Source organism: Streptomyces sp. NPDC002156 (assembly GCF_053593675.1).
Window position 1 is genome coordinate 181,341 of the sequence record NZ_JBSFDA010000002.1, and the last position, 16,731, is coordinate 198,071.

Here is a 16,731-nt window from a genome sequence, read left to right on the forward strand (position 1 = left end):
CTCAGGCCCTTTTGTTGCTTGCTCAACTCGAACGTACCGTCCCCTCGGGCGGCTTGACAACGGCCACATTCGGCGGCGCGACGGAACACGAGATTGAATCCATGTTTCACGACACATCTAGTGCACGCTGAGCAGGTAATTCGGAATCGCCGGTTGCAATTCTCGCAAATCTGAGGCTCGGTATTCTGTGGATTTCGTCGAACTTTCCCGGAGCCCGTCCTGGTGAGGCGAACATGTGGACAAGCAGAGAAGCGCCTCCACGTCTGGAGGCGCTTCTGAGTAACGTTCCGGGCCGATCCGCTGCTCACTCCCGCGCGGTGATCACCGCGGGATCGTCGCGGGCGCCACGCGATCCGGTGAGTCGGCTGTTTCCGAGACGGTATGCCGCACGGAGAGCAGCGACACGCACGCGATCAGCGCGGACAGGGCCGGAATGGCCACTGGTCCCCCCGTCGACAGGGCGAGTCCGCCGACGGCGCCGCCGACGGCGACGCCCAGGAACTGCACGGAGAAGTGCAGCCCCAGAGCCTGGGACCGCTGCGAGGGCGCCAGGGCGGCGATCCGTGTCTGCTGGGAGATCCCGCCGCAGCACCAGGCGGCACCCAGGCAGAACAGCACCGGAAACGCGGCGATCTCCACGACGGTGCGGGGATGCCAGGCGGTGCCGACGGCGATGGTCGCGAGGAGCAGCGCCATCAGCGAGAGAGCCACGCGCAGCACCCGCGCCACGGGCACCTTGATCAGGATCTTGCCGATCGTGCGCCCGGCCAGGAACGCGCCCGCGCCGAAGACGATCATCAGCGCCGCGACACCCTGGCTTCCCATCCTGGTCGCCCGCTCGACGATCGGCGCGAGATACGTGTAGGTGCAGTACGCGGCGAGGAACACCCCGAAGGTGGTCAGCAGACTCCACCGGACGGCCGGGCTGCGCAGCAGTTCGGTCCGGCCGGTGCCGAGGGGAGCCGCCGGCACCGTCGGCAGCAGGACCGCGAGTATCAGCGCGGTCGTCAGCGCCAGGATCGTGACGAACAGGAACGTACCCCGCCAGCCGAACAGTCCGCCGATCAAGGTGCCGAGCGGCGCGCCCAGGGTGAGCGCCAGCGCGTTGCCGCTGGCGGTGACCGCGATCGCGTTGGGCATGTCCTGCGGACGGCACAGCGCGGCCGCCGCCGCGGCGGCCGGCCCGGCCAGCAGGGCCGCGCTCGCCGCGGCCAGCACGCGCGCCGCCGCGAGCACGGCATAGTCGAGGGCGCACGCCGCGAGGGCGTTGCTGAGCGCGAAAACCAGCATGGCCCAGATCAGCACCGACTTCGGCGGCACCCTCCGGAACGCGCCGATCAGGGGCGGCCCGGCCAGGGCGTAGACCAGCGCGAAGACCGTGACCAGCTGTCCGCACACTGAAACGGACACATCCATGGAGTCCGCGACCGCCGGCAGCACGCCGGCGATGACATAGCCCTCGGTGCCGACGGTGAAGGTGGCCAGGGCCAGCACGTAGATCCGGGGGTTCATGCCGGTTCCGGCGCGGTGGGAACCGGTACGGCCAGCCGCCGGCGCGCGAGGTCGTCGGCGGCCCGCGCTGTCGTGATCCTCGTGCGCGCGGCCGTCTCGAACAGGCCGGTCAGGGTGTCGGCGATCGACTCGATGCGCTTGACCGCTTCCGCCGGTTCGTCGCCGAGGACCTCGCGCGAGACCGCGTTGACGACACCGCCGGCGTTGGCGATGTAGTCGGGGGCCCAGAGGATCTCGCGCTCCCGCAACAACTCCGCCACGGCGGGATCGGCCAGTTGGTTGTTGGCCGCGCCCGCGACCGCGCCGCATCGCAGTCGCGCCACCAGATCCCGGGTCAGCAGGCCGCCGAGCGCGGCGGGGACGAGCACGTCCACCTCGGCGGTGGCCGCCGCGTCGGGTTCGGCGAACACCGCGCCCAGTTCCGCGCCGAGCGAGCGCTTCGCCGGGTCGACATCGCTCAGGACCAGGCCGGCTCCCGCCGCCGCCAACTGCCGGGCGATCTGCTCCCCGACGTGTCCCAGGCCGACCACCGCGAATCGCCTGCCCGCCAGGTCCGGCGAGCCGAACAGCGCCAGGCAGGTCGAGCGCAGCGCGGCGACGACGCCCAGGGCCGTGAACGGCGAGGGGTCACCGCTGCCGCCGACGGCCTCCGGCCGGCAGAACACGTACTCGGTCCGTTCGCCGATGACCGCCATGTCGGCCGGTCCGGTACCCGCGTCGGGACCGGTCACGTAGGCGCCCTCGAACTCCGCCACGATGTCGCCGACGTCGTGCAGCGCCGCGCGGCGTTCGTCCGCGGTGAGGCTCCGCCCGGCGGGGACGACCACGACCGTCTTGCCGCCGCCGTTCGGCAGTCCGGCGGCAGCGCACTTACGGGTCATGCCCTCCGACAGGCGCAGCGCGTCGCGCAGGCCGCTCTCCCAGCTGTCGTACGCCCACATCCGGCAGCCGCCGACCGCACGGCCGAGAACGGTGGAGTGCACGGCGACGACGATCGGCAGCCGGCTCCGCCGCCCGCGTCGCATCACGACCGATTCATGACTGAACTCCATCGGAGTCTCCACGCGTCCTCCAGTGCACCCAGATGCTTTCGGCCCGTCGCCGGGGACCAGGCCCCCGCGGCGTCCGCTGTCCAGCCTGCCGACGACCGGTCGGCGGGACCAGAACCGAATCCGAGAACTTCCCGGCGTCGTCTTTGCGAAGTCCACAAAAGGGCGGCATGCGCGTTCTTGATCGCCTCTCGTCGACGCGTGGTCACAGGAAGCTGCCATACAATCGCGAGAGAGATCACTATGAAATCCACATCGGGAGGGGCGATGGTGGAGTCTGTGACCGAGGGGGCCGGGGCTCAGCCCGACACCACCGTGACGTGGCAGCCCGTCGTCGAACTCTGCGAATCACTCGCCGCAGAACTGCCCACGGTGATCCCGAACATCGTCGACCGCATACGGTTCGAAATCCCGAGCTATCAGATCGTGGACCGCGATCAGCAGGAACGCGACGTCACCCGCCACTACCAGGGACTGCTGACCGGCGTGGCCGCACGCCGCTCGCCCACCCGCGAAGAGGTCGAGGCCGCGCACGCACTCGGAGCCGAACGCGCCGCCACCGGCCTGCCGTTGCACGCCCTCGTCGAGGCCTACCACGTCGGCTACCGCGAGATGTGGAACGTGCTGCTCGCTCGTGCCCAGTCGCACGACACCCGGGTCGTCGCGCAACTCGTCTCGATCGTCGGGATGGTCTGGACGTGGGTGCAGCATTCCAGCAGCGCGGCCGCCGAGGCGTACGGCGTCGCCGTACGCGCCGCCGACGCCACGCTCCTGAGGCTGACCCACCAGTTCCTCGACGGCCTTGCCACCGCCGCGCCCGCAGGCGTCGACCTCGAACAACTGGCCGCCGCCCTCACCTTCGACCCGGCCGGCGAGTTCCAGGCTCTGTGCTCACCGGCCGAGGCCTGGACCGACGAGCGCATGATGGATCTGCGGCACCGCCGGTGGCCGGGCACGCTGCGCTGCGCGACCCGCGGCAACCTCATGATCGCCCTGATCCAGGACATCTCGCCGCAGGCCGTGGTCGAAGCGGCCCAGCGGCAGAACCCTGATGCGAGCTTCGGCGTCGGCCTGCGGCGGACCGGGCTGCCCGGCGCCGCGATGAGCATGGCGGACGCGAGAGCGGCGCTGCCGCTGACGGATCCGGGACAGGTGAAGTCCTTTGCCGACCACTGGCTGCTCGCCACCTTGGCGCCCACCGCGCAACGCTTCGCGGTGCTGCTCGAGCCGCGCAGAGAGGCCGCGCGACAACACCCCGACCTGGCGGAGACAGTGCTCAGGTTCGCCGAGAACGGCTTCTCGCTCAGCGCGACCGCCCGCGTCCTGCACGTACATCCGAACACCGTGAAGTACCGCCTGCAGCGCTGGCAGCAACTCACGGATTGGGACGTACGCACCTGGCAGGGCCTGTCGTCCACCATCATCGCGCTCGGCCTGCCGACACTCTGAAACGCTCATCCGACCAGGTCCGCAAGCGGCGGACGACGCGCTGCGTGCTGGACGCTGCTTCAGGGCCTGCGCATGCAGACGCGCGGCCAGCGGTCGAGGCCGTGCTCGGCCTCGGCGGCGCGGATCTTCCGCAGGCCCGGGGTGAGTTCGGCCTCGTCGAGGGTGCGGAAGCCGAGGCGGGCGTAGTAGGGCGCGTTCCAGGGGACCTCGGTGAACGTGGTCAGGGTGAGGTGCGTCAGGCCTTCCTCGGCGGCGCGGTCGGTGGCGTACGCGAGGAGGGCTTCGCCGATGCGGCGGTGGGCGAAGTCGGGGTGGACGGAGATCTGTTCGATGTGGAGGGCGCCGTCCACGGGTTCGGCGACCAGGTAGGCGACGGGGTGGTTCTCGTCGTCGGCGGCTACCCAGGCGTGGCCTGCTTCTCGGTATCGCTCCAGGACTTCGACGGAGGGCGGTTCGTCGTCGGCGATCTCCGCCATGTCGGGGGGTGCCGTGGGGGGTTGTCGGTTTGGTGCTGCGCCGTCGTGGCTGGTCGCGCCCCGCGGCGGAGCCGCATATCGATACCGCCCCGCGCCCCTTTGGGGCGCGGCCTTGCTGGAGCTGCTCAGGGTGCGGAAGGGGGTGCCTGCCGCGCGTTCGATTGCTCGGAGCGTCGGGAGTTCGGCGGGGGTGGCCGGGCGGATGTGCATTCGCCGAGTATCCGGCAGGGGGTGTGCTTCGGGTACTCGGGTTTTCGGTCTCAGACTCCGGTGGCGTCCAGGTCGTCGGCCGGGCTGTTGACCGGCTGCGGAGTGCCTGTCAGGTCGAGGACGAAGAGGGGGATGCCGAGGGTGTCGGCTCGGGCTCGGGCGTCGCTGTCGTAGCCGGCGAGGGAGAAGTAGACGCAGTTCGAGGACTCCGTCATCGCTGTCAGCCACAGGCACTCGATGTCCCGCAGTGATGCCGGGCTCACCGTCGGGTCGACCTGTGCCAGGACACCGCGCGCGGCCAGGCCGACGCCGGACGGGGGGCGCTGGTCCGCGCGGCGGATGTCCTGGTAGCCGAGCCAGCGCAGATAGAGCGCGGCGGCGGTGACGGCGTCGCGTGCGGTGCGGATGGTGACGGGCTGGAAGGCGCGCCGGGGGCGGGCGGACGGGTGGGGTCGCGGGGCGCGGAGGACGCCCGGGAGCTTCGCGGTGCCACTCGGAGGGGGCGCGGCGTCCGTCGGCTGGGGACGGTCTTCGGGGGCGTCCTGGGCCGCCCGTGTCACCGGGATGCGCAGGACCGTGCCGCAGGGGCAGCCCAGTTCGGGGTGCGGCCACTGGTCTCCCCGGCCGCAGGCCCCGCAGCGCACCGTGACCCACTCCTCGTCCCAGACCCGGTGGGTGACGGCTGTCGCGGACGCCCGTTCGTCGAGCGACGGACTGACGGGCTTACCGCACGCGCACGGATAGGAGGGTGCCGCGTACAGATGCTCGCGCAGGCAGGCCGGACATCGCACCGGCATGCTCTCGGCCATGGCCCACTCCACTACGTGATGTCGGGGTCAGAGCCCCATCGTGCTGCACGGAACCCCCGCTTGTCCGTCTCTTGACGGCCTTTCCGGCCCCACTTACATTGTTTCCAGATAGCAGAAATTAGGTTCCACAATGTGGAAACTGTCACGGAAGGCTCAACTCTCCGCGGGGCGCGACGGGAGTACGAATCCGAGGAGTTGCTCCATGGCACGTATGACCGCTGCCCGCGCGGCAGTCGAGATCCTCAAGCGGGAGGGCGTCACGCACGCGTTCGGTGTGCCCGGCGCGGCGATCAACCCCTTCTACGCGGCGCTCCAGGCCTCCGGCGGGATCAGCCACACCCTCGCCCGCCATGTCGAGGGCGCCTCGCACATGGCCGAGGGCTACACCCGCACCCACCCCGGCAACATCGGTGTCTGCGTGGGCACTTCGGGCCCCGCCGGCACCGACATGATCACAGGCCTGTACTCCGCGACCGGCGACTCGATCCCGATCCTCTGCATCACCGGACAGGCGCCCACCGCCGTGATCCACAAGGAGGACTTCCAGGCCGTCGACATCGCCTCCATCGCCCGGCCGGTCACGAAGATGGCCGTCACCGTCCTGGAGGCGGCCCAGGTGCCCGGCGTCCTCCAGCAGGCCTTCCATCTGATGCGGTCGGGCCGCCCGGGGCCGGTGCTGGTCGACCTGCCGGTCGACGTCCAGCAGACGGAGATCGAGTTCGACCCCGAGACCTACGAACCGCTGCCCGTCTATCGACCAGCCGCCACCCGCGCCCAGATCGAGAAGGCGCTCGCGATGCTCAACGCCTCGCACCGGCCGCTGATCGTGGCCGGCGGCGGCATCATCAACGCCGACGCGGCCGAACTCCTCGTCGAGTTCGCCGAGTTGACGGGCATCCCGGTCGTCCCCACCCTCATGGGCTGGGGCGCGCTGCCCGACGACCACGAGCTGAACGCCGGCATGGTCGGCCTCCAGACCTCGCACCGCTACGGCAACGCCACCTTCCTGGAGTCCGACTTCGTCCTCGGCATCGGCAACCGCTGGGCCAACCGCCACACCGGCCGGCTCGACGTCTACACCGCCGGCCGCACCTTCGTGCACGTCGACATCGAGCCCACCCAGATCGGCCGTATCTTCGCCCCCGACTACGGCATCGCCTCCGATGCCAAGGCCGCACTGGAGCTTTTCGTCACGGTGGCAAGGGAGTTGAGGGACACGGGCGGCCTCCCGGACCGCTCCGACTGGGCGGCGGCCACGCAGGAGCGCAGGGCCCGTCTCCAGCGCCGTACGCACTTCGACGACATCCCGATCAAGCCGCAGCGCGTGTACGAGGAGATGAACAAGGCCTTCGGCCCCGAGACGCGGTACGTGACCACGATCGGCCTCTCGCAGATCGCCGGCGCGCAGATGCTGCACGTCTACCGGCCCCGCCACTGGATCAACTGCGGCCAGGCGGGCCCCCTCGGCTGGACGATCCCGGCCGCGCTGGGCGTCGCCGTCGCCGACCCCGAGGCGTCCGTGGTCGCCCTCTCCGGGGACTATGACTTCCAGTTCATGATCGAGGAGTTGGCGGTCGGCGCCCAGCACTGCATCCCGTACGTCCACGTCCTGGTGAACAACTCCTACCTCGGCCTGATCCGGCAGGCACAGCGGGCCTTCGACATCGACTTCCAGGTCAACCTGGAGTTCGAGAACCTCAACTCACCCGAACTGGGCGCCTACGGCGTCGACCACGTCAAGGTCGCCGAGGGCCTCGGCTGCAGGGCGATCCGCGTGACGGACCCGGCCGAACTGGCCACCGCCTTCGAGCAGGCCAAGAAGCTGGCGGCCGAACACCGGGTCCCGGTGGTCGTCGAGGCGATCCTGGAACGCATCACGAACATCTCCATGTCGACGACCAACGACATAGGAAACGTGGTGGAGTTCGAGGACATCGCGACCGAACCGGGGCACGCGCCGACCTCGATCAGGCCGCTGAAGGTCTGACCGCGACGACACGCGAGAAAGGGGTGCCCGCTTGGGCACCCCTTATTGCTTCCCCCGTTGTTCCCCCGTGCGTTGTTCCCCGTGCTGCTCTCAATGTGCCCGAACCCGGCGGCAGTTGAAGCCCCCGGAGCCGTGTTCAGAGCTAGATTGAGGGTTGCGTAGCCGCCGTACGCAAGCCGCCGTACGCAAGCCGCCGTACGCAAGCCGCCGTACGCAGGCGGCCGGGTACGCGCGCCCTCGCCGCGGCACCCTCACTGCTCGTGATGCTCCGAGAGCCCAGGCCAGTCCTCGGGCCCGCCGCCCTGCCACTCGACGAGGTCGCTCGTCTCGGGGTCGATCCACTCCAGATCGGCGAGTCGCAGCGCCTCGACGACATCGTCGAGGTGGGAGGCGACCCCGAGTGTCTCGTCCCCGGCGGTGACCCGCCTCGATCCGTCCAGGGCCGGGGGATGCACGACGATGCTGGGTACGTCCATGCTCCCAGCGTGCTGCCCGCGCACCCGTTCCGCACATCGGGAACCGGGCCACGCGGGCAGGGGGAATCGCCGTGGGTTTCCGGGCGGCGCCAACGCCTGGGCGCGACAGGACAGTTGTCAGCGGTGGCGCCGCCCGGAAGATCTGGGGGAGGGAGGGTGGAAGGGGCGTCAGGCCTTGGTGCCCGACAGGCGTTCCACGCCCCGCAGCAGCGCCGAGTGGTCCAGGCCCCCGTCGCCCTGGGTACGCAGGGACGCGACGAGTTGGGCGACCACCGCGCCGACCGGCAGCGCGGCGCCGACCGTGCGGGCCGCGTCCGTCACGATGCCCATGTCCTTGTGGTGGAGGTCGATACGGAAGCCCGGCGCGAAGTCGCGGTTCAGGAAGTTGTCCTTCTTGCGCGCCAGCACCGTCGAGCCGGCCAGCCCGCCGCCCAGCACCTCAAGCGCCGCCCGCAGGTCCACGCCCGACTTCTCCAGGAAGACCACGGCCTCGGCGCACGCCTGGATGTTGACGGCGACGATCAGCTGGTTCGCGGCCTTCACCGTCTGGCCGGAACCGTGCGGACCGCACAGCACGATGGTCCTGCCCAGCGCCTCGAAGATCGGCTTCGCCACGTCGAAGTCGGCCTGCGCACCGCCGACCATGATGGACAGCACGGCCTCGACCGCGCCCGCCTCACCGCCCGAGACGGGCGCGTCCAGCACCCGGACGCCCTTCTCGGCCGCCGCCTTCGCCAGGTCCACCGACGTCTGCGGGGTGATCGACGACATGTCGACGAGCAGGGCACCGGGCCGCACATTCGCGAGGATGCCCTCGGGGCCGTACGCGACCGCCTCGACCTGCGGTGACGCGGGCACCATCGTGATCACCACGTCCGCGTCGCGCACGGCCTCGGCGATCGAGCCGGCCGCGGTGCCGCCGGCTGCGACCAGTCGGTCGAGCTTGTCCTGTTCCAGGGTGAAGCCGGTGACGTCGTAACCCGCCTTGATCAGGTTCTCGGACATGGGGGAGCCCATGATGCCGAGGCCTATCCAGGCGACCCGGGGGAGATTGCTCATGATGGGGTGCCTCTCTGGCTCTTTGGTTCTCTGTCGGTCTGCTGCTCTGCTGCTCTGCGGTGTCAGGGGGTTCGGCGCGCCTCGTACGGCAGCCAGTCGAAGGCCTCGGCGCTCGGCCGGTCGCCCGGCTTGTACTCCAGGCCGACCCAGCCCGCGTAACCGGCCTTGCACAGCCGGTCGAGGTGGTCCGCGAGGGGGAGCGTGCCGGTGCCGGGGGCGCCACGGCCGGGGTTGTCGGCGATCTGGACGTGGCCCGTCTTCGCGGCGAACTCGTCGATGACCGACGGGAGGTCCTCGCCGTTCATGGACAGGTGGTAGAGGTCCATCAGGAAACGGGCGTTGTCGAGGCCCGTCGCCGCGTTGACCCGGTCGACGACCTCCACGGCGGCCGGGGCGCTGACCAGCGGGTACCGGGGCGACTCCGGCCTGTTGAGCGCTTCTACGAGGAGGATCGCGCCGATACGGTCGGCGGCCCGGGCCGCGAGCACCAGGTTCTCCAGCGCCAGCGCGTCCTGCTCCGCCGGGTCCACGCCCTCGATCCGGTTGCCGTACAGCGCGTTGAGGGCGCCGCAGCCGAGCGACTCGGCCAGACCGGCGGCCACCTCGATGTTGGCGCGGAACTGCTCGGACTCCGCCCCGGGCAACGAGAGGGCGCCCCGGTCCGGGCCCGGCAGCTGTCCGGCGTAGAAGTTCAGACCGGTGAGCCGGACGCCCGCGTCCTCGATCGCGGCCCGCAGGGAGTCCAGCTCGGACTGTTCCGGCGTGGGGGAGTCGAGCCAGGGCCACCACAGCTCGACCGCGGTGAAACCGGCCGCCCGGGCCGCCGCCGGGCGCTCCAGGAGCGGGAGTTCCGTGAAGAGGATCGACAGGTTGACGTTGAAGCGCTGCTCTGTGAATCCCATGGCCGTCGACGCCCCTCTTGGTTCGATCTTCGCGATCTGAATTCCGTATTGTGGAAATATATTTCTGTCTACTGGAAGATTGCCGCCGGGCGTCGGAGCTTGTCAAGAGGGCTCTCCCGAGTGGTCTCTCCTGTGGTCTCCCAAGTGGCGGGGTGGGAAGAGGGCGGTTAGACAGGTGCAACGTTCATATGAGCGGGGCGCACGTTGCCCGTGTGTCAGTGCCCTGAAGTTGTGAGGCGAACATGGCCGTCGAGCCATTCCCTGTCTGCCCGGAGAACCCCGGAACAGGCGAACATCCTCCCGTCACCCGAATACGTACGGACGAGCTGGTGCGCACTGTGGTCGTCGCCAGACCCCTGGACGACGTCGTCCAACTCGTCACCCTCCTGGAGCAGTCGCCCGACGGCCTGCCGATCGCCGCGTCCGTCCTGCGGGTGGCGGCGGTGGCGCGTTCCGTGGAGGACGTCTCGCGCCTCGTGGAACTCCTGGGCCCGCCGCAGCGCGGCGTCGACCGGATGGACGAGGCGATCCGGACGGCCGCCGAGCAGCGGCCCGTGGTCGAGGTCGGCCGCCTGGTCGCCCTCCTGCACGCGGCCCCGCACGCCGCACACGCCAAGGCCCAGGCCCTGCACGCGGCCGCCACCGGCAGACCCGTGGAAGACCTCGTCCAGCTGATCGGCCGCTTCGACGAGGCCCAGGGTGAGGTCCCTGGTCGGGGCGAGGTCCATGACCGGGACCGGAATCCCGCGTCCGCACCCGCGCCCGCCCCCGCGCACACCGCACCGCAGGGCGAGGAGCAGTCGGCCCGCCTCTGGCTCCGCCGTGCCGCCGCCGTCCTCGTCCTGCTCTGCGGCGCGGCCCACTTCCCGCTCGACTGGGTCGACGCGCCGAAGCACGGACTGGCCGCCTCGCTAGGCGTCTCCGTGCTGTGTCTGCTGGCCGGTACGGCGCTCTGGTTCAGCCGGTCGTCGCTCGTGGCCGCCGCTGCCGTGCTCGTCGCGGGCGCGCTCGCCGCCGCCCAACTGCTGGGCACCCACGCCGACTCGGCGGCACTCGCCTACGTACGCCAGGCGGGCGGAGCCGCCACCCCGCTGCCCGCTCTGGCGGCCTGCTGGGCGACGCTCGCAGCGCTGGCAGCACTGGCCGCCTCCCTCGCCCGCCGAGGGCGTGCCACCCGCGTGCGTGACACCGCACCGGATGCTGCCCTGGAGGTGAACTCCCTGCGGCTGTAGGCCGGTTGGTGGTCTCGGGGGCACGGTCGTAGGCCCGGGCGGGCATCGCTGGTGATTGCCGCCGGGGAGTCCGTTAGGGTCGAGCCCGAGCGACCGGGAGCCGATGCCATGGGGGCACAGTGCGATTGAGAGTGGAGTTCACGACCGAGCCCTTCGACCTCGACGAGGCGCCCGCCCACGCGCTGGTCGCCCGCGAGGTCATCGAGGCGGCCGATCTGGACGCGGTGGACGTCGGCCCGTTCGGCAACACCGCCGAGGGCCGCGCCGACGCCGTGCTCACCGCCCTCGACGCGCTGCTGCGCAAGACGCTGGAAGCCGGCGCGACCCGGATCTCGCTCCAGGTCAACGTGATCGACGGGGAGGGCGGTCAGTGACCGGCGGCGGGGACGGGTCCGCCGGCGCGGCCTTTGTGGCGGCCGTGAAACCGCTGGTCGACGCCATGGGCGGCGAGATGGTGCCGCCCGGCCAGGCCGGCCCCGACGACGTCGTGCTCGCCTGGGAGGGCGCCGACGTGGTCGCCGTACGCCTGCCGCAGCTCGCCGACTCGCTCGATCACATCCTGGCCGCCCTGGAGCGCAAGCACGGCAAGCCGCTGGCCGAACTGGACCGCAAGGCCAAGCAGGAGATCGTACGGATACTCGAGGCGCGCGGCGCCTTCTCCGTGCGGCACGGGGTCGAGACCGTGGCGGGCGCCCTCGGGGTCAGCCGCTTCACGGTCTACAACTACCTGAACCGCGAGAAGCAGGCCTGACGGGCCTCGGGGGACGCCGTTGGGGGGACGCCGTAACCCGGAATTTTCAACAAAGTGTTGACGTCTTGTCGCCGGAAGGCGTTAGCTGTGCGGAGCCCGTCCAGTACGCACAAGGCCACGGAGGCTTGCCGTGACGTCGAGTACGACCCCTGGTGGCCTCGCCCGGTTCAACGCCCTGGAGGACTCCGCGGCCCGCACCACCCTCCATGAGGCCTGCGCCTCCGCCGCCTGGGGGCGCCACCTGCTCGCCGGACGGCCGTACGCCACCGCCGAGGACCTGTACGCGGCGAGCGACGCGGCAATGACGGAACTGACCGCCGACGACCTCGCCGAAGCGATGGCCGGCCACCCGCCGATCGGCCGCCCCAAGCCCGGTGACCCGACCTCCGCCCGCGAGCAGCGCGGTATGGCCGGTGCCTCCGACGAGCTGAAGTCCGAGATGCTCGAACTGAACCTCGCCTACCAGGAACGGTTCGGCCATGTCTTCCTGATCTGCGCGACCGGCCGCACCGGCGAGCAGATGCGCGACGCGGTCAGGGACCGGATCGGCAACACGCCGGAGCGGGAGCGGGAGATCGTCCGTACGGAACTGGGGAAGATCAACCGCATCCGTCTGGCCCGACTCGTCGAAGTGGACTGAGCACACCATGAGCACCAGCACCACCGCCTCCGTGTCCACGCACATCCTGGACACCAGCATCGGCCGACCCGCCGTGGGCGTCGGCGTCCAGCTCTCCGCCCGCTCGGGCCGGGACGCGGACTGGCAGGCGCTCGGCGGCTCCGCGACCGACGCGGACGGGCGGTGCAAGGACCTCCCGGCACTGCCGGAGGGGACCGCCCATGTACGGCTCGACTTCGCCGTGGAGCCGTATTTCGAGAAGAAACAGGCCGATGCGCAGCAGGACGCCCCCGCGAATCGGGACAGCGGTGCGGCGGGAGCGTTCTTCCCGGAGGTGGCGATCACGTTCGCCGTCGTACCGGGCGAGCACTACCACGTACCGCTGCTGCTCAACCCGTTCGGCTACTCCGTATACCGAGGGAGCTAGCTCTATGCCCATCCTGGGACAGAACCAGTACGGCAAGGCCGAGAACCGCGTCGTGCGCGTCACCCGCGACGGCGCCACCCACCACATCAAGGATCTCAACGTCTCCGTGTCGCTCTCCGGCGACATGGACGAGGTCCACCTCTCCGGCTCGAACGCGAACGTCCTGCCGACTGACACCACCAAGAACACGGTGTACGCCTTCGCCAAGGAGCACGGCATCGACTCCGCCGAGCAGTTCGGCATCCATCTGGCCCGGCACTTCGTGACCAGCCAGGAGCCGATCGAGAAGGCGCGCATCCGGATCGAGGAGTACTCCTGGACGCGGATCGAGGCGGCGGGGGAGGGCGAGCACTCGTTCGCCCGGCAGGGTCAGGAGACCCGGCTGACCCAGATCACCTACGACGGTTCGTCGTGGGAGGTGATCTCCGGGCTCAAGGACCTGGTCGTGATGAACACGACCGACTCCGAGTTCTGGGGCTACGTCAAGGACAAGTACACGACGCTCCCCGAGGCGTACGACCGCATCCTGGCGACCCAGGTGTCCGCGCGCTGGCGCTTCAACTGGTCCGACGACGCACGGGAGATGCCGGACTGGGAGGAGTCGTACGAGCAGACGCGGAAGCACCTGCTCTCGGCCTTCGCGGAGACCTACTCGCTCTCTCTCCAGCAGACCCTCTTCCAGATGGGCGCGCGGATCGTCGAACACCGCGCCGAGATCGACGAGGTGCGGTTCGCGCTCCCCAACAAGCACCATTTCCTTGTCGACTTGAAGCCTTTCGGCCTCAAGAACGACAACGAGGTGTACTTCGCCGCCGATCGCCCGTACGGCCTGATCGAGGGCACGATCCTGCGCGACGGCGCCGAGGCGCGCATCCCCGCCGACCTCCCCAACCTCTGAGACTTCTAAGGACGTTCGTACGATGAGTCAGCGCATCGTCATCGAGAACTGCGCGGTTGCGACCGTGGACGCGGCCGACACCGAGTACGCGTCCGGCCATGTGGTGATCGCCGGAAACCGGATCGAGTCGGTCGGCGCGGGCAAGGCCCCCGAGGGCCTCGCGGACGTGGTCCGGCGCATCGACGCGAGCGGCCACCTGGTCACGCCCGGCCTGATCAACTCGCACCACCACTACTACCAGTGGATCACCCGGGGCCTGGCCACCGACCACAACCTCTTCGACTGGCTGGTGGCGCTGTACCCGACCTGGGCGCGCATCGACGAGCCGATGGTCCGCGCGGCGGCGCAGGGCTCGCTCGCCATGATGGCCCGTGGCGGAGTCACCACCGCCATGGACCACCACTACGTCTTCCCGAAGGGCTCCGGCGACCTGTCCGGCGCGATCATCGGCGCGGCCCGCGAGATGGGCGTCCGCTTCACTCTCGCTCGCGGCTCGATGGACCGCAGCGAGAAGGACGGCGGCCTGCCCCCGGACTTCGCCGTCGAGACCCTGGAGGGCGCGCTGGCTGCCACCGAGGCCACGGTCGACGAGCACCACGACCCCTCCTTCGACGCCATGACCCAGGTGGCTGTGGCCCCCTGCTCACCGTTCTCCGTCTCGACCGAACTCCTGCGTGAGGGTGCCGAGTTGGCCCGCCGTCTCGGCGTACGGCTGCACACGCACGGCTCCGAGACGGTCGAGGAGGAGCAGTTCTGCAAGGAGCTGTTCGGCATGGGCCCGACCGACTACTTCGAGTCGACGGGCTGGCTCGGCGAGGACGTGTGGATGGCGCACTGCGTCCACATGAACGACTCGGACATCGCCGCCTTCGCCCGTACGAAGACGGGTGTGGCTCACTGTCCGTCCTCCAACGCCCGTTTGGCGGCGGGTATCGCGCGCGTCCCCGACATGCTGGCGGCCGGCGTCCCGGTCGGCCTCGGCGTCGACGGCACGGCGTCCAACGAGTCCGGCGAACTCCACACCGAACTGCGCAACGCCCTCCTCATCAACCGCCTCGGGGCACACCGGGAAGCGGCCCTGAACGCCCGACAGGCGCTGCGTCTCGGGACGTACGGCGGGGCCCAAGTCCTGGGCCGGGCAAGGGAGACGGGCTCGCTGGAGGCGGGCAAGCTCGCCGACCTGGTCCTCTGGAACCTGGACACGCTGGCCCACGCGTCGATCGCCGACCCGGTCACCGCCCTCGTCTTCGGCGCGGCGGCCCCGGTCACCGCGTCCTTCGTCAACGGCGAACAGATCGTCGAGAACGGGCGGTTGCTGCACGTCGACGAGGACGAGATCGCCCGCTCGACACGCACTGAGGCCCGGCGGCTGGCGGCCATCGCGGCGCAAGCCTGATTCAGGGGGCCCGAAAAGACCTCCGGCCGAGGGGGACGGCCCTCGGCCGGAGTCCTGCCGACACAGCCTATGCAGCGGCTGGTCAGCCGATGTAGTAACTGTCGCCGTACACCTTCCAGTCGAGCGGCGGGTCCAGGTTCAGGTTCCCCTGGTCGAGGAAGATCCGCTGGGCCGTGTCCACGCGGCTGGTGTCCTCGTGGGCGGCCTCCTGCTCCATCGCCCACGTCCGGGCGTCGAGGAAGGCGTTCAGATACGTCGTCTCGTCGCCGCCCTCGGCCGGGGTGGCCGCGTTCGAGCGGGCCCGTGTGCGGATCCCGCCGAAGGAGACACCGTCCGTGCCGGGGCCGTGCATGACCATGGCGTCGTAGTAGACGAACTGGCCCAGCGTGCCGACACCGTCGTTCTTGGCGCGGGCCACGGCCGGGGTGAAGTAGGCACGGTCGCGCTCGTCGTCCTGGGCCGCACGGAACGCGGACGTCTTGGCGGCCTTGCGCCAGGCGGTGGGGAAGCCAGGGTCGAGGCCCTCGTGCGAGTCCGTGCCGTCCACCGCGCGCAGGGCGGGCAGGAAAGCGGCCAGGGCGTTGTCCGGGACCCGCTCGGTGTACAGCTCGACGAGGGCCAGCATGTCGCTCGTACCGGAGCAGAAGCCGATGATCCCGCCGGTGTAGCCGCGCCCGTCGCCGATGTCCTGGATGTACTTGTACTGCGCCGTCCAGTCCAGGGACGAGTTCTCCGCGCTGCACACCAGCCGCATCGCGATGTCCTTCTTGTCCGGGTCGTCGAGCCCGGTCGTGGTTGTGTCGGTGGTCGCACCGGACGCGATCCGCTGGGTGGTGAGGATCGCGGTGGCGCCGAGCGCCGCCAGCAGAGTACGGCGGGCGGCGGCTCTGTGCATCATCGGCACGTGAACTCCAAAAAGGGCGCGAAAGGAAGAGGTTGAGGGTCGCGCGCCAAGTTGGGAATGCCGTGGGGTGCGGGTAGGAGGTCGCTGTGAGTACCGGTCAGAGTCCGAAGAGTTGCGGCTCCGACGCCAGGGCCCGGAAGTACTCCTTGGGGTCGGCGACCAGTTTGCGCGCCTTGAGGTCCATCAGTCCGCCGACCGCCGTGATCTCGGCGGCGACCGTGCCGTCGGTCTTGCGGATCGTCTGCCGGATGCGGAACGTCTTGCCCTCACCCCAGACGAAGTCGCACGTCACCTCGACCTCGTCGCCCGCGAGCAGCTCCCGCCGGTACTGGATGGTGGTCTCCAGGGCCACCGGTCCGACGCCCTTCGAGATCAGCCCCGACTGGCTGATCCCGGCCTCCTTGAGCAACGCCCAGCGGGCGTGCTCCGCGTAGTTGACGTACACGCTCTGGTTGAGGTGCCCCTGCACATCGGTCTCGTACCCGCGCACGGTCACCGGGACGGAAAACGGTTCGGCCACGACTCTCCCCTTCACGACTGCTCGGCTTCACGAAGACGGAGCCAGCGTACTGAGC

18 protein-coding genes are annotated in these 16,731 nt (G+C 70.1%); 9 read left to right on the forward strand and 9 right to left on the reverse strand.

Translation table 11 applies throughout. The annotated features are described in order from the left end of the window. Positions 1-321: 321 nt before the first annotated feature. Positions 322-1,512, reverse strand: a complete 1,191-nt coding sequence (locus tag ACWCRB_RS02180; protein WP_450994171.1) for an MFS transporter — start codon at positions 1,510-1,512, stop codon at positions 322-324. After that, positions 1,509-2,564, reverse strand: a complete 1,056-nt coding sequence (locus tag ACWCRB_RS02185; protein WP_450994172.1) for a Glu/Leu/Phe/Val dehydrogenase dimerization domain-containing protein — start codon at positions 2,562-2,564, stop codon at positions 1,509-1,511. Before ACWCRB_RS02185 ends, ACWCRB_RS02180 begins: the two co-directional genes overlap by 4 nt. Positions 2,565-2,828: 264 nt before the next feature. Here ACWCRB_RS02185 and ACWCRB_RS02190 point away from each other — a divergent pair, with 264 nt between their 5' ends. Then, positions 2,829-4,010, forward strand: a complete 1,182-nt coding sequence (locus tag ACWCRB_RS02190) for a PucR family transcriptional regulator (protein ID WP_450994173.1) — start codon at positions 2,829-2,831, stop codon at positions 4,008-4,010. A 59-nt stretch (positions 4,011-4,069) separates the two neighbouring features. On the opposite strand, the gene ACWCRB_RS02195 is transcribed toward ACWCRB_RS02190, so the two are convergent. Together ACWCRB_RS02195 and ACWCRB_RS02200 are read right to left on the reverse strand one after the other, a co-directional pair. Continuing rightward, positions 4,070-4,696 carry a GNAT family N-acetyltransferase gene (locus ACWCRB_RS02195; RefSeq protein ID WP_450994174.1) on the reverse strand — a complete coding sequence of 209 codons (627 nt, stop codon included), beginning with the start codon at positions 4,694-4,696 and terminating at the stop codon, positions 4,070-4,072. Between the two features lie 50 nt (positions 4,697-4,746). Further along, complete coding sequence (locus tag ACWCRB_RS02200; RefSeq protein ID WP_450994175.1) at positions 4,747-5,505, reverse strand: hypothetical protein; 759 nt, start codon at positions 5,503-5,505, stop codon at positions 4,747-4,749. Between the two features lie 202 nt (positions 5,506-5,707). On the opposite strand from ACWCRB_RS02200, the gene gcl reads away from it, so the two are divergent. Next, positions 5,708-7,492, forward strand: coding sequence for a glyoxylate carboligase (gene gcl / locus ACWCRB_RS02205; protein ID WP_450994176.1), 1,785 nt, complete (start codon positions 5,708-5,710; stop codon positions 7,490-7,492). 251 nt (positions 7,493-7,743) lie between these two features. Here the strand turns inward: gcl and ACWCRB_RS02210 are convergent, their stop codons facing one another. The 3 genes from ACWCRB_RS02210 to ACWCRB_RS02220 all read right to left on the reverse strand — a co-directional run bounded on the left by ACWCRB_RS02210 (position 7,744) and on the right by ACWCRB_RS02220 (position 9,929). Next, a complete protein-coding gene (locus ACWCRB_RS02210) occupies positions 7,744-7,968 on the reverse strand; it encodes a hypothetical protein (RefSeq protein WP_450994177.1) in 225 nt (74 codons plus the stop codon). A 168-nt stretch (positions 7,969-8,136) separates the two neighbouring features. Next, positions 8,137-9,027 carry a 2-hydroxy-3-oxopropionate reductase gene (locus ACWCRB_RS02215; RefSeq protein ID WP_450994178.1) on the reverse strand — a complete coding sequence of 297 codons (891 nt, stop codon included), beginning with the start codon at positions 9,025-9,027 and terminating at the stop codon, positions 8,137-8,139. 62 nt (positions 9,028-9,089) lie between these two features. Next, positions 9,090-9,929 carry a TIM barrel protein gene (locus tag ACWCRB_RS02220; protein WP_450994179.1) on the reverse strand — a complete coding sequence of 280 codons (840 nt, stop codon included), beginning with the start codon at positions 9,927-9,929 and terminating at the stop codon, positions 9,090-9,092. Between the two features lie 329 nt (positions 9,930-10,258). On the opposite strand from ACWCRB_RS02220, the gene ACWCRB_RS02225 reads away from it, so the two are divergent. From ACWCRB_RS02225 to ACWCRB_RS02255, 7 genes are all read left to right on the forward strand, one after another. After that, a complete protein-coding gene (locus ACWCRB_RS02225; RefSeq protein ID WP_450994180.1) occupies positions 10,259-11,161 on the forward strand; it encodes a hypothetical protein in 903 nt (300 codons plus the stop codon). A 119-nt stretch (positions 11,162-11,280) separates the two neighbouring features. Then, positions 11,281-11,535 (forward strand): hypothetical protein, encoded by a 255-nt coding sequence (locus ACWCRB_RS02230; protein ID WP_369030358.1) that lies wholly within the window; start codon positions 11,281-11,283, stop codon positions 11,533-11,535. Between the two features lie 65 nt (positions 11,536-11,600). Next, positions 11,601-11,912 carry a helix-turn-helix domain-containing protein gene (locus ACWCRB_RS02235; RefSeq protein WP_235479830.1) on the forward strand — a complete coding sequence of 104 codons (312 nt, stop codon included), beginning with the start codon at positions 11,601-11,603 and terminating at the stop codon, positions 11,910-11,912. 130 nt (positions 11,913-12,042) lie between these two features. After that, a complete protein-coding gene (uraD, locus tag ACWCRB_RS02240) occupies positions 12,043-12,552 on the forward strand; it encodes a 2-oxo-4-hydroxy-4-carboxy-5-ureidoimidazoline decarboxylase (protein WP_450994181.1) in 510 nt (169 codons plus the stop codon). A 7-nt stretch (positions 12,553-12,559) separates the two neighbouring features. Continuing rightward, positions 12,560-12,958: a hydroxyisourate hydrolase gene (gene uraH / locus ACWCRB_RS02245; protein ID WP_450994182.1), complete on the forward strand. Its 399-nt coding sequence runs from the start codon at positions 12,560-12,562 to the stop codon at positions 12,956-12,958. Positions 12,959-12,962: 4 nt separating this feature from the next. Then, entirely contained in the window at positions 12,963-13,856 is an 894-nt protein-coding gene (gene pucL, locus ACWCRB_RS02250; protein WP_450994183.1) for a factor-independent urate hydroxylase, read from the forward strand. A 22-nt stretch (positions 13,857-13,878) separates the two neighbouring features. Further along, complete coding sequence (locus ACWCRB_RS02255) at positions 13,879-15,252, forward strand: 8-oxoguanine deaminase (protein WP_450994184.1); 1,374 nt, start codon at positions 13,879-13,881, stop codon at positions 15,250-15,252. An 82-nt stretch (positions 15,253-15,334) separates the two neighbouring features. Here ACWCRB_RS02255 and ACWCRB_RS02260 read toward each other — a convergent pair whose 3' ends face one another. Together ACWCRB_RS02260 and ACWCRB_RS02265 are read right to left on the reverse strand one after the other, a co-directional pair. Beyond that, the gene (locus tag ACWCRB_RS02260; RefSeq protein ID WP_450994185.1) at positions 15,335-16,150 is read right to left on the reverse strand and encodes a chitosanase; all 816 of its coding nucleotides are present in this window, start codon (positions 16,148-16,150) and stop codon (positions 15,335-15,337) included. 103 nt (positions 16,151-16,253) lie between these two features. Further along, complete coding sequence (locus ACWCRB_RS02265; RefSeq protein WP_450994186.1) at positions 16,254-16,676, reverse strand: acyl-CoA thioesterase; 423 nt, start codon at positions 16,674-16,676, stop codon at positions 16,254-16,256. Between the last annotated feature and the right edge of the window lie 55 nt (positions 16,677-16,731).